This is a genomic window from Allobosea sp. 01N443, assembly GCF_056399325.1.
Genome location: NZ_JBFTRC010000190.1, coordinates 1 through 12719, shown reverse-complemented (window position 1 = coordinate 12719; position 12719 = coordinate 1). Strand labels below are relative to the sequence as shown.

11 protein-coding genes and 1 pseudogene are annotated in these 12719 nt (G+C 62.3%); 6 read left to right on the top strand and 6 right to left on the bottom strand.

Translation table 11 applies throughout. The features are described from left to right. The 6 genes from AC1DRP_RS30190 to AC1DRP_RS30165 form a co-directional block, all read right to left on the bottom strand. Positions 1-569 (bottom strand): hypothetical protein (locus tag AC1DRP_RS30190; protein WP_476770411.1); only part of this gene is annotated, 569 nt, incomplete at its 3' end. 202 nt (positions 570-771) lie between these two features. Then, a complete protein-coding gene (locus tag AC1DRP_RS30185; protein ID WP_476770410.1) occupies positions 772-1770 on the bottom strand; it encodes an HAD family hydrolase in 999 nt (332 codons plus the stop codon). Between the two features lie 74 nt (positions 1771-1844). Continuing rightward, positions 1845-2240 (bottom strand): hypothetical protein, encoded by a 396-nt coding sequence (locus AC1DRP_RS30180; RefSeq protein ID WP_441493107.1) that lies wholly within the window; start codon positions 2238-2240, stop codon positions 1845-1847. 155 nt (positions 2241-2395) lie between these two features. Further along, positions 2396-2617, bottom strand: coding sequence for a hypothetical protein (locus tag AC1DRP_RS30175; protein WP_441493108.1), 222 nt, complete (start codon positions 2615-2617; stop codon positions 2396-2398). Between the two features lie 98 nt (positions 2618-2715). Continuing rightward, positions 2716-4395, bottom strand: a complete 1680-nt coding sequence (locus AC1DRP_RS30170; protein ID WP_476770409.1) for an arylsulfatase — start codon at positions 4393-4395, stop codon at positions 2716-2718. Positions 4396-4552: 157 nt separating this feature from the next. Continuing rightward, positions 4553-5476 carry a formylglycine-generating enzyme family protein gene (locus AC1DRP_RS30165; protein ID WP_476770408.1) on the bottom strand — a complete coding sequence of 308 codons (924 nt, stop codon included), beginning with the start codon at positions 5474-5476 and terminating at the stop codon, positions 4553-4555. Between the two features lie 424 nt (positions 5477-5900). Here AC1DRP_RS30165 and AC1DRP_RS30160 point away from each other — a divergent pair, with 424 nt between their 5' ends. The 6 genes and pseudogenes from AC1DRP_RS30160 to AC1DRP_RS30135 form a co-directional block, all read left to right on the top strand. Further along, positions 5901-8120 carry a sensor histidine kinase gene (locus AC1DRP_RS30160; RefSeq protein ID WP_476770407.1) on the top strand — a complete coding sequence of 740 codons (2220 nt, stop codon included), beginning with the start codon at positions 5901-5903 and terminating at the stop codon, positions 8118-8120. Between the two features lie 7 nt (positions 8121-8127). Then, complete coding sequence (locus AC1DRP_RS30155; RefSeq protein WP_476770406.1) at positions 8128-8733, top strand: response regulator transcription factor; 606 nt, start codon at positions 8128-8130, stop codon at positions 8731-8733. Between the two features lie 100 nt (positions 8734-8833). Then, positions 8834-9211: a response regulator transcription factor gene (locus AC1DRP_RS30150; protein WP_476770405.1), complete on the top strand. Its 378-nt coding sequence runs from the start codon at positions 8834-8836 to the stop codon at positions 9209-9211. 20 nt (positions 9212-9231) lie between these two features. Further along, positions 9232-10917: an ABC transporter ATP-binding protein gene (locus tag AC1DRP_RS30145; RefSeq protein WP_476770404.1), complete on the top strand. Its 1686-nt coding sequence runs from the start codon at positions 9232-9234 to the stop codon at positions 10915-10917. Continuing rightward, positions 10902-11894 carry a phospholipase D-like domain-containing protein gene (locus AC1DRP_RS30140; protein ID WP_476770403.1) on the top strand — a complete coding sequence of 331 codons (993 nt, stop codon included), beginning with the start codon at positions 10902-10904 and terminating at the stop codon, positions 11892-11894. The genes AC1DRP_RS30145 and AC1DRP_RS30140 overlap by 16 nt, the downstream gene beginning before the upstream one ends. A gap of 428 nt (positions 11895-12322) precedes the next feature. Continuing rightward, positions 12323-12719, top strand: a pseudogene (locus AC1DRP_RS30135) (transporter); the annotation flags it as partial.

Below are 12719 nucleotides of genomic sequence, written 5' to 3'. Positions count from 1 at the left end.
CCCAAGTCGCGCCCGCCAAAATCGCCGCCTCCGAGGCGGCCGCCGAACCCGCCGCCGCCGAAGCCTCCGAAGCGGTCGATGAACAACGCCGCCGGCCCGCTCGCCCCGGTGAGGCTCCCCTCGAGGATTGAGACCTCAAAGGTCAGGTTGCCCGCATCGAGTTTCGGCGATCGCAACGTCACCACAGCGTCACTGACCTTCGAACCATCCCCGCCCAGGACCGATATGGTGGCGTTCGGAGGATCCTTGGCGAAATTGTCCTTTCCTTCGTCCCACTGCATGATGAACTGCCTGGTGGCGACATGGCCGGCGGCGCGCACGGGGCGATCAGCGAAAACGATCGAATTCGCCGAAACACCCGTCAAAGTCAGGGTGTTTCCCTCCAGCTTTGCGCCTGTCGAGTTGATGACGGCGAGCGAGGGAACTGGCCCCGTGGGTGTGGCTACACCGATCGTCTTTTGCAGGKGGATGTTCGGCCGAGGCTCGGTGCCTTGCGTCTGAGCCTCACCCCGCACCGATCCAAGCCCAGCAAGCAGAAAAATGACGCAAGTGAAGTGTTTCGTGAGCATTTGGAGCCTCCCTTGTGGGTGTGCACGCCTTCCGCCGGCGCGCGTGCAAAAAGCCCAGATCGCTCGGCGCAATGCGCTTTCACGGCGTGTCAGAATGAATGAGATGTCCCCTTTCACATTGCGCGCAGCCAGACGGAAACCCTGCACCCGTTTGGCGCCTCGGGACATGCTCCCTGCCCTGCGCGGCCGCCGAATGCCGTCCTCACTCCGCGAACGGAAAGATCTTCCTCCAGTCCCGCTTCATGTCGACCACCGTCCATTTGTTCACGGCCGCGGCGTCAAGCGCCTTGTCGAGTTTGCCGAAATGGGAATTGCGGTCATAGGCGTATTCGCGCTCCGCATCGGTGTGGTGGACGATCAGGCCGAAGCGCGGCCCGCCCGACAGCGTGGTCCATTGCAGCATTTCGAGATCCCCGTCGGAGTTCCCGAACGCCGCAATTGGCCGGCGGCCGATATGCTGGTTGATACCCACGGGCTTGCCGACCGTGTCGTCGATGAAGTTGATCTGCGGCAGGCGAAAGATCTCCGGGCTGCCATCGCGCATCTCGAAGCGAGTCTTGATCGAGGAGCCGATGACCTGCTCGGGGGGAATGCCGTAGACCCTGTCTGTCCACGGACGCATGAACTCCACACCGCCTCCCGACACGATATAGGTCTTGAAGCCATTGGCGCGGAGATGGGCGAGCAATTCCAGCATCGGCTGGTAGACCAGCTCGGTATAGGGGCGCTTGAAGCGCGGGTGGCGCGCCGTCGCCAGCCAGTCCGTGGTGATCTTCGCAAACGCCTCCGAGGTCATGCCGGCATGGGTGGCGCCGATGAGCTGCATCAGCCCCTGTTCGCCGGATGCCAACAATGCCCGCATGTCGCCACCGAGGACCGCCTTGAACGGCTGTTTCGCCTTCCAGCCGGGGTTCTGCGGCGCCAGCGCCTTGACCCGGTCGAGCACGAAGGCGAGCTGGACATACATCGGCTGCTCCACCCACAACGTGCCGTCATTGTCGAACACCGCGATACGCTCGGCGGGTGCGACGAAGTCGGGACCGCCCTGCGCCGTGACCCGCGAGACGAAATCGGTGATCGATGCCTTGGTCGGGCCCTGGTTCCAGGACGGCAACGGGTCCGTTTGGGCGGAGGCCGAACTGACTGTGAAACTTAAGGGAATGGTGAGAGCCGGCAGAGCCGCCAGGCCGTTGAGCAACATGCGTCGGTCGATGTCGGCGGAAGAACCGATCAGCTTCATCCTTGCCTCCCTTCAATGCCGGCGAGAAACAGAACTTAGTACATGAATGGTCCCGGTCCACCCCAGGGGCCGAAATCGAAGGCGTTCTGGTTCATCACTGCCGTCATCTGCTGCTCGTTGGCCAATTTCTGCGCGAAGACCATCTGGCGGAACTGGGCGTAAGCCGCCTGGTTGCCGAAATAGACGCATTGGCAGACGATCGGATCGGCGTAGACGTAGATGATCTGCGAATTCTTGACCTGCTGGACGAATTTGTTGGGCGGCAGCTTCTTCATCGCCGCGACGCGCTCCGCCGTGTTTGCGGGCTGCGGGGTGAAGCCGGCGGCCGAGAGCAGATCCTCCTTGTGCTGCACGGTCTGGGAGGTGGACTGGCAACCGGCCAGGGCGAGCCCGGCGGAGAGCGCAAGGGCAGTGAAGGCGTAGGATGGCATGACGTCCTCCGGATAGTTTGGGGAATGCGGGGTCGAATGGACTCGAGGCCCTTTCAACGGGGCTTCGCGGACTCGCACCGGGACCCAGGTGTGACGAGGGAAGGTTCAGCCGGAAAGGCTTGGGCCGGATCGGAAGATCCGGCCCAGGACGAGCCTCAGTTTCCGGCCGCAGCGCCGAGCAGATAATCCTTCTGCAATTGCCGCGTGCTTGACGGATAGAGCGTCTGGCATTCACGCCAATAGCCGGACTTGGGCGCCCGGTTGTTGGGATCGGCGCAGATCGCGGCGAGTTGCTGCGCTCGTGATTGCGAGCTCTGGCAGCCTGACAAAATCAATCCGATCGATAACGCGATGCCGGTCATGACATAGGTCTTCATGACGTCCTCCCTTGAAAGAGGTTCTGGTGCTCGCCAGCCTGATGGAAGGGAGCAGGCGCCCCCGAGCAGGACGCCTGCCTGGTTGCTTTCGCCAGCGCTCAGTCGGACCGGCCTTTCGAGTTCTTGATCTGGTCCATGACCTGATCGAGGTTGTAGCTCGCCGGGTCCTGCATCGGCGGGAAGTCCTTGTAGGAGAGAAGCTCCTTCATCCACAGTGCCTGGCCGATCGGCAGCATGTTCCAATCGTAGATATAGGCGGTGGAAGGGGAGCCGATCGAACCGCCCATACCCAGGAGCGTCTTGTATTGCGAGCCGATCGCGGTCTCGAAGGGATCACGCTTGATATTGACGACCTGGGCCCAGTGGAAGGGCAATACCCCGGAGATGAAGCCGGCCGGCGAATCTGAGACCATCGCGAAATAGATCTTCCAGTTCTTGTAGCGTACCGCCGAGGGGTCCTTTCCGGAATAGTAGAAGAACGTATCGCGTGCCGACTTTTCCGACCGTCCGAGCAGGTATTCGACCTGGTCGACGCCATCGAGCTTGGTCTTGACGATGCCGGGATAGCTGCCGGCCATGATGCGCTGGTTCAGCGCGTCGCCCTTGTCTCCGCCCGCGAGGTTGACGAGGGTCGGCAGCCAGTCGAGTGACGCGAAGATATCATTCTTGATTGTGCCCGGCCGGATGCCGCCGGCTGGCCAGCGCACGAGCGCAGGCGCGCGCATGCCGCCTTCCCAGGTGCTCAGCTTGCCGCCCTTGAAGGGCGTGGTGCCGCCGTCCGGGAAGGTGATCGTCTCGGCGCCGTTGTCGGTGGTGAAAACGACGATCGTGTTGTCGAGCTGGCCCATGTCTTGCAATTTCTTGAGCACGACGCCGATATTGTCATCCAGCTGCTTCATGCCGGCCTCGTTGAGGCCCCAGTCCTTGCCGCCGGGCTCGCCGATCATGGCCTCGTATTTCGGCGACAGCATGGTCGTGATGTGCATGCGGGCCGGGTTGTACCAGGCGAAGAACGGCTTGTTGGTCCGCCTTGGGTCATTGCGCTCGAGGAAGTCGACGACCTTGGCGGAGATTTCCTCGTCCACGGTCTTCGAGCGTTCCAGGGTCAGCGGACCTTCGTCCCGGCAGGTCTGATTGGCCGCGGTGCCATTGGAGGATGTGCAGGAAATCACGGGACGTGGCGGCGTCAGGCAAACGGTTGTTCTTGGATCCACCGCGCCGGGAACCGCGGGAAGGCCCGGGATCGGCGTGTTCAGGCATGGCGGAGCGACCGTCTGCTGTGTCGGGGTCCTGTTGATGTCGGGGAAGCTCACACCCTGCATCGCATCGAGGTGATAGAGATAGCCCCAGAATTCCTGGAAGCCATGCGCGGTCGGCAGCGCGTCGGTGTGATCGCCGAGATGGTTCTTGCCGAACTCGCCGGTGTTGTAGCCGAGATCGATCAGGAATTTCGCCAGCGCCGGGGTACCCGGCCGCAGATAGGACGGGCTGCCCGGCAACTGGGGCGGGATCATGCCGGTGCGCAGCGGATGCATGCCTGTGAAGAAGGCATTGCGGCCAGCCGTGCAGCTCTGCTCGGCGTAGTAGTGCGTGAAGAGCGCGCCTTCCTGTCCGATCCGGTCGATATGGGGCGTCTCCCCAACCATCAGGCCGCGGTGGTAGATGCTCGGCTGCATGATGCCGATGTCGTCGCCCATGATGAACAGGATGTTCGGTCGGGATTGCGCCTGAGCAGGGGCCGGCGCCTGTGCCGGGGCCTGTGCGACGGCCGGCGTCAAGGCGCTTGCACAGATGAGCGCGGTAGCTCCCAGGAGAGCCGTTCGCGTGGTGTCGCAGGCGCTGGCAAGAATACGGCTGAGCCTCGTTCGGCTGTCAGCGGGGGCAGTGCTCGTAGTTCCGGCGAGAATGTCATGCTTCACGGCATATCCTCCTCTTTTAGATCTTCGAGACTCCGCGCCGGACGCAGCGGAAGCCGATATGGCTTGCCGAGGTGTCGACGAGTTGGGGGTGGCGTGCCGCCGGCCGGTAGCGGCGGCAGTAATTGGGCGCACACAGGTGTGAGCCACCCTTCAGGACCCTGCGCGGGATCCTGAGTTCCGGATGGCATGGGTCGTAGCTCTGATCCTCGCGCCCGCCGCGCGGGTTTTCCGGGATGCAGCAGGCTTTTGGCGCATCGGCGGCGTGCCTCGCCACGTAGAAATCGCTCGTCCATTCCCAGACATTGCCGATCATGTCGTAGAGGCCGTAGCCATTGGGGGGGAAGGCGGTAACCGGCGAGGTGCGCGTAAACCCGTCCTGCGCGAGGTTCTGTCGCGGGAAGTCGCCCTGCCAGGTATTGGCCATGTGCTGGCCGCCGGGCGTGAACTCGGCGCCCCAGGCGAACTCCGCGCCGTCGAGGCCGCCGCGGGCCGCGAATTCCCATTCAGCCTCGGTCGGCAGGTCGATCCCGGCCCAGTGCGCATAGGCCAGCGCATCGGAGAATGCCACGTGCACCACGGGATGGTTGTCGAGCCCGTGAATGCTGCTCCTCGGGCCGTAGGGATGCCGCCAGTCAGCGCCCTTCAAGTAAGTCCACCACTCGCCCCAGAAGCGCAGGTCAGCGGGATGGTCGGGGGGCGAGAAGACGAGAGAACCAGCATAGAGCATCTCTGGCCGGGCCGCCGGGTAGTCCTTTGGATCCGGACACCGCTCCGCGAACGTGACGTGTCCGGTGGCGCGAACGAAGTCACGGAACTGGCGGTTCGTGATGGGCGTACGGTCCATCCAGAAGGCGTCAACGGTAACCTGGTGAACCGGAGCCTCTTCAGGGTAATGGCGATCCGCCCCCATGCGGAACGTGCCGCCGAGTATGACGAGCATATCTCGCGGAGGCGCAGTTGCCGCACTCAACGCTCGTTTCAGTGGATCGCTGGGGGCAGCGGACGGTCGTTCCGTGATTTCAAGACTTCGCATGAAACACTCTCTGAGTGCTCGGCTCTCAGGTAGGCTGTACCGATAAATCGGGGGTCGCTCTACTGGACCATGGCCCAGTATCGAGGCTCTCCGGCCTCCGGGATTTCCCGAGGCCCCGCGGTCAAGGTTCAACCGCTGACACCATGCCTATGCCGAAAAAGACTGGGCGCCCAAGAGCTTCGGCCCCGGCAAAAATGCATCTCGACAGGGTAGAGGTGACGCTGAATAATGCGGCCTCCCAGAACTTCGAGACCTTCCACGTGCCGCTGCGGTAGTAAAGATGGAAGTTCGATTACAACTTGCAGCAAAGACCACCCGAGGTGTTGGAGCGTTGGGCCTGCTCCTTCTGGTGCTCGCCTTCCCTTGGCTGGCTCCGGCTGCGCGGTCCCAGCGGAAACCAGCGCGCATCCTCTTTCTGCATGCGTTCAACTATACATTTCCGGCCACGGCGGCCATCAGCGAGGCCGCGCGAATTCGGTTCTCGGAACGCGCTCCTCACAAGATCGAGATCGATGCCGAGTTCCTTGACCTCGCGCGCAGCTCCGACCCCGCGCATGAGGATCGGATGGCGTCGTTCCTGCGTGACAAGTACGCGCGCTCCCCCCCGGACGTCATCGTCACCCTGGGGAGCCTGGCACTGCCCTTCATCATCAAGCATCGCGCCACGATCGCCCCCACCGTACCCGTCGTGTTTACGAGCATCTCGTCGGCAACCTATGCCATCTCACGACCGCCTCCCGACGTCACCGGGATCATCACGGAGTTCAATCTGGAAAAGACGCTCGCATTGGCGAAGGCGCTGCAGCCCAATTCAGGGCGCGTCGTGATGATTGCCGGGAGCGCCGAAGTGGATCGCCGTTGGCAAACCCAAGCGCAGGCGACGATGCAGGTTCACGCCGAGTTAGAAGCCACGTACCTTTTCGGCCTGCCTTATGACACTCTCGTTGCAGAGTTGGGACGTGTTCCCGCAGACGCAATCGTTATCGTCCTGACGGTGTTCGCGGACGGCACGGGCAAGAGTTTTGTTCCGGCCGAAGTCGCGAGTGCGCTGGTCGCGCTTTCCCCCGCTCCCGTCTATTCACCTTACGATACCTATCTGGGCAATGGCACGGTTGGCGGCTTCATCGAGACGTTCGAGTCTGTCGGCATAGCCGCAGCCGACCTCGCACTTGAAATCATTGCAGGCGCTGACCCGGCCGCGCTCCCGCCACGAACAAATCCCGGACAGAGCTACCGCGTCGATGCCAGGGCGATGCAGCGTTGGAATCTGCGGGAAGGCAATCTTCCGGCCGATGCCGTGGTCCTGTTCAAACAGCCGACGATCTGGGACCAGCATCACAATCTGGTGCTTGCGGCCCTCGGCACCTCTGCCCTGCAGATGGCCGTTGCCGGCGCGCTGCTGCTTCAGATGCGCAGAAGGCAGCGTGCCGAATCTCTGCTCAAGGAGAGCGAAGAGCGGATGACCTTCACAGCGGCATCCGTGAACCTGGCCCTCTGGCAATTCAACCGCGAGACCAACGCGCTCTGGGCGACAGAGCACGCGCGGGCCCTGTTCGGTCTTGGGGAGGATACTCCCCTCTCCCGCGATGCGCTCCTTGCCGCAATCAATCCCGAAGATCGCGCAGGAGCGATGAACTCGCTCACGAAGGCGGCCAACAGCGACCAGTCGGCCGTCGCAGACGTTCGCGTCATGCGGGATGGCGAGCCGCGCTGGATACGGATTCGCGCGCGGTTTCATCCCGCCCCCGGGGTCGATCCGAAGCAGCTCAGCGGAATCTTCATCGACGTCACCGACCAGAAGATGGCCGAGATCGAAACGGCCTTGCAGCGCCAGGAGGTGGCGCACCTGATGCGGGTTTCGGTACTGGGCGAACTGTCGGGCGCGATCGCCCATGAGATCAATCAGCCGCTCACCGCAATCCAGTCCAATGCGGAAACGGGGCTCGATTTGCTTGCCGCCGCTTCGCCAGACCTGGCTGAGCTCCGCGATGTGTTGCAGGATATCGTCGACGATAATCGCCGGGCCAGCAATGTCATCCAGCGCTTGCGTAACCTGCTCAAGAAGGGGGAGACCACGGCTGTCCCCGTCGATGTGAATGAGCTCGTCACGTCGACGCTGGCGCTGCTCCATAATGAACTCGTCAGTCGCAGGATCAGCGTAAACCTCGAACTGGCGGGTGGATTGCMCGGGACGGTCGCGGACCCCGTCCAGCTACAGCAGGTCCTGCTCAACCTCCTGGTCAACGCCATGGACGCGATGGCTTCCACCCCCACGCCCGAACGAAACATCGCCGTTTCGACTTTGTGTACGCCGACGAGGATGATCGAAGTCCGCGTCAAGGATTGYGGACCCGGGATTCAGCCGGAAGCCGCGAGCCACGTGTTCGAGCCCTTTTACACGACCAAGCCAAACGGACTTGGCCTTGGACTGGCGATTTGCTCGACCGTCGTCGAGGCCTATGGTGGCGAGGTCGAACTTGCGAACGACGAGGCCGGCGGAGCGGTCGCGAGCCTCTTGCTGCCAGCCAAATCGCCGATCTCAGCCGAGTGAGCGCCCGATGTTTACAGTCTTCCTCGTTGATGACGACACATCAGTGATCAAGGCCTTGTCCCGCCTCCTTGGCGTAAGGCGATACACGATTGCGGCTTTCACATCCTCGCAGGAGTTTCTCGCGGAACATGACGCTTCCATTCCAGGCTGCGCCGTCGTTGACGTCTGCATGCCGGGCCTCGATGGCCTTGAACTTCAGCAGGCACTGACAGCCACGGCGATGAGTCGGCCGGTCATCTTTCTCACCGGCAAGGGCGACATTCCGACCACAGTGCGTGCCATGAAGGCGGGCGCCGTCGATTTCCTGACCAAGCCGGTCAGCGCCCAGGATCTGGTGGCCGCCATAGRACGCGCGAGGGAAGCAGATTCTCGCGCCCGGCAAGCGCAAGCCGAGCTGAACTCGGTCGAGAGCAGAATTGCAACCTTGACGCCCCGCGAGCGTGAGGTTCTGACACATGTGGTTGCTGGAAAGCTGAACAAGCAGATCGCATACCAGCTCGGCACCGTCGAAAAGACGATCAAATTCCACCGTGGGTCGATCATGAAGAAGCTCGGCGTTCGTATGGTCGCCGATCTGGTGCGCCTGACAGAGAGGGCCGGCATTTCCGCGTAGTCGCCCCGCGATGCGTACTGGCCCAACGGTCAGGTCGACAACGGGAAAAAACCGCCTCACGTTCCGCCCCATGGGGCAGGATTCTTCCTGGATCGCTATCGTGGACGACGATCCGTCCGTGCTGAAGTCCCTGAGTCGGACGCTGAGGGTTCGCGCCTATGAGACGAAGATCTTCAGCTCGGCCCGCGAATTTCTGGAGGTCTTGCCCACGGGGACGCCTGCCTGCCTGATCCTTGACTTGCAAATGCCTGGGATGACCGGCCTCGAGCTGCACCATCAATTGGTCAAGGCTGGCGTCCATATTCCGACCATCATCATTACGGCCCATGGTGACGGGATGCGCGAGCCGTCTCACCCCTCGGACATCGTCGCCGTTCTTTCGAAGCCGTTGCGGAATGCGAACCTATTCGACGCGCTCGTGATTGCACTCGGATCAACTGGAAAAAATGATGCTGTGAGTGTGCCGAGCCGAGACTGACCCCGTGCAGGAGTTGGCGAATGACACGCCTGGTTCTAGACCTGCTCCGCCCCTATCGTGGCTGGCTRCTCATCGCCTTTGGCGCAATGCTGGTCGAAATTGCCGCCAGCCTCGCCGCGCCCTGGCCGCTGAAGCTGGTCCTGGACGATGCGCTCGGCAACCATCACTTGCCTGAATGGCTAGCATGGCTGCATCAGTACGGTTTCAGCCGCAACACGACCGGTGTCGCGCTCTTTGCGGGCGTTGCCACTCTGCTCATCGCCATCATCGGCGGGATAGCGACCTACCTGGACAATTACTACACCACGAGCATTGGCCAGTGGATTGCCAATGATCTACGCATCCGCATCTATGAGCACCTGCACCGTCTGTCGCTGCGATACTATCAGAATGCCAAGATCGGCACCCTGATCTCCACCATCACCTCCGATGTCTCGACCCTGCAGAGCTTCGCCTCGTCGTCGACGTTGAGTATCGTCGTCGACCTTCTCACGATCGTCTTCATGGTCGGGCTGATGTTCTGGCTCGACTGGGACTTCACCTTGATCGCAATCGCCGTCATTCCCTTCCTCCTGGTCTTCATCATGCGCTTCAAGCGGGCGGTGAAAGAGGCGACGCGCGTGGTGCGCGTCAGGCAGAGTGAAGTTCTGGCGGTCGTCGAACAGGGCCTGGGCTCGGTCCGGGCGGTCAAGGCGTTCGGGCGGCAGGATCTCGAACTCGCGCATCTGCAGGATGTCAGCCAGGCGACAGTCGATGCGGCGCTGAAGGCACGGCGGGTCAAGTCCCTGCTCTCGCCGGTGGTCAGCATCGTGGTCGCGTTCTGCACCGCCATCGTTCTCTGGAAGGGAACGGCGCTGATCATCGCAGGCACCATGACGGCCGGGTCACTGACGGTCTATCTCGCCTATCTCTCAAAATTCTTCAAACCCGTTCAGGATCTTGCCAGCGCCACGACGGCAATCGCGCAGACGACCGTAGCGCTGGAACGCATCCAGACGATCCTCGCAGCCGACGAGATCGTCTTCGAACGCGCCGATGCGGTTGATCCGGGGCGCGTCAAGGGCGCGATCACCTTCGAGCATCTCGCGTTCGGCTACGAGGCCGATGTGCTCGTGCTGCGCGATGTTTCCTTCTCGATCGCGCCTGGGCAGGTCGTTGGCATCGTCGGGCCCACGGGCTCAGGCAAATCCACCGTGCTCAGCCTGCTGCCACGCTTCTATGACGTGAAGAGCGGGCGCGTCCTGATCGACGGCACGGATGTCAGCACGTTCAAACTCGCCGCCCTGCGCGCCCAGATCGGTTTCGTGCTGCAGGAGACGGTGCTGTTTCGCGGGACGATCCGGGAGAACATCGCCTATGGGCGGCCAGGTGCGACAGACAAGGAGATCGTGGCGGCCGCCAGGATCGCCAATGCCGACGAGTTCATCGCCCGCATGCCGCATGGCTATGATTCCATGGTCGGGGAGCGCGGCGATACGCTGTCGGGCGGCCAGCGCCAGCGCATCGGCATCGCCCGGGCCGTCGTTCGTGACAGCCCGATCATGATCCTCGACGAGCCGACAGCGGCGCTCGATAMCGAGTCCGAGCACCTGGTGATCGAGGGGCTGCGGCGGCTGATGGCGGGCCGCACCGTCATCATGATCGCCCATCGCCTCAGCACGATTCCTGCGCAAATCAAGGAGTGCCGGCCATGTCGCACAAGCTGATTGTCCTTCCCGACGACACCCCCGATGCCATCCTCGCACCGATCAACGCCGCCACGCGGGTGCTCAATATCAGGATGTTCCTGTTCACGGACCCGACCCTGCTTGGCGCTGTGCTCGCAGCGAAGCAACGCGGCGTCCAGGTGCGCGTCATGCTCAACCCGGCGCGCCGCGACGGCGCGAGCGAGAACGAGGAGACGCGCCAGGTGCTCGACGCTGCCGGCATCGAGGTGCGCGACAGCAGCCCGGCCTTTGCTCTCACCCACCAGAAGTCGATGGTGATCGACGATACGATCGGCTTCGTCGAGTCGCTGAACTGGGAGACGCGGGATCTCACCGAGACGCGTGATTATGCCGTCACCACCACCGACAAGCTGGAAGTCGCGGAGATGGTGCGCTGCTTCGAAGCGGACTGGGTACAGACGGAGTTCGCGCCCGATCCTGCGTCGAAGCTGATCTGGTGCCCCAATAACGGCCGAGAACGGATCGCGGCCTTCATTGACGACGCCAAGCAAACCTTATGGCTGCAGAATGAGCGTTACCAGGACACGGTGATCATCGAGCGCCTCGTCCGGGCGCTGAACCGCGGTGTTGAGGTCCACATCATGGCGCGGCAGCCGCACAAGCTGAAGAGCGACAAGCTGGTGGAAGGCGTCGGCGGCCTGCGGATCATGGAAGATGTGGGAGCCAAGATCCATCGGCTGAAGAATCTGAAGCTGCACGGCAAGATGCTCCTGGCCGACGAGAAACGCGCGATCGTCGGCTCGATCAACCTGACCCCCGGCAGCTTCGATGCACGGCGCGAGCTCGCCATCGAAACCGACGCCCGCCACCTTGTCGAGCGCCTGGTCGAAGTCTCGCATCACGACTGGAAGCATTCGCACCGGCTGGACCTGTCGGACGAAGGGTTGCTGGCCGATCTGCAGAAGCATGGCGTCGATGGCGCCGGCAAACTCGCGATCGCGAACAAAGGTTCGTAGCTGGGATGGGCGAGAACCAGATTTCTCAGGTCCAGCGATCCCGCCCGATGCGCAGGGTGCGCTGCTCAGGCGCAGGCGGCGCTCAGTGCAAAGTGGTCACACCGTGCATTTGCAAGGCTTCGACCACGCCGTCGAAAATCAGGCCGCCCCCGATCGCGGAGACGAAGAACCCGACAATACACGTGATCGCGTCGATCCCCATCGGCCCGATTCTTTGAGTGAGCTTCTCCCGTCGAACCGTATTGCATTCCCAATGCATCGAATACTGTCGTAGACACAGCGGAGCCTCCGCCACAACATTGTCGACATGTATCACACAAGCAACACACGGTGATGATTGCGCATTGCAAGCAATACCTAATCTGGCACTCAGCAGCGAACTCTGTTCCAATGATCAAAGATGGTCTGGATGACAGACGGAGCACATCATGACTGGACGACGCACAGGCTGCGGACGATTCGGACTGAGGGTCGCGCTCGCCATCTCAATCGGCTTGGCGAGCTCTTTCGCCATCGCCCAGGAGGGCCCCGAAAAGAGCACCGACGATCTTGCCAAGGCGGCGCAAAACCCCGTTGCCGACATGATCAGCCTGCCGTTCCAGAACAATTCCAACTTCAATGTCGGCCCGCATAAGCAGCTGCAGAATGTCCTCAACATCCAGCCCGTGATCCCGATCACGCTGAACAAGGACTGGAACCTGATCACGCGCTGGATCACGCCGGTGATCTCGCAACCGGCCCTAACGGTGAATGGTGACCGCGAGTTCGGCCTCGGCGACATCAACCCGAGCTTCTTCTTCTCGCCGAAGCAGCCGACGCACGGCA

What these genes read in the sequence shown, in the direction of transcription:
- AC1DRP_RS30185 (WP_476770410.1), bottom strand. Translation starts at nt 1,770, where the DNA reads ATGTTGCTCAACGGCCTGGCGGCTCTGCCGGCTCTCACCATTCCCTTA.
- AC1DRP_RS30180 (WP_441493107.1), bottom strand. Translation starts at nt 2,240, where the DNA reads ATGCCATCCTACGCCTTCACTGCCCTTGCGCTCTCCGCCGGGCTCGCC.
- AC1DRP_RS30175 (WP_441493108.1), bottom strand. Translation starts at nt 2,617, where the DNA reads ATGAAGACCTATGTCATGACCGGCATCGCGTTATCGATCGGATTGATT.
- AC1DRP_RS30165 (WP_476770408.1), bottom strand. Translation starts at nt 5,476, where the DNA reads ATGCTCGTCATACTCGGCGGCACGTTCCGCATGGGGGCGGATCGCCAT.
- AC1DRP_RS30140 (WP_476770403.1), top strand. Translation starts at nt 10,902, where the DNA reads ATGTCGCACAAGCTGATTGTCCTTCCCGACGACACCCCCGATGCCATC.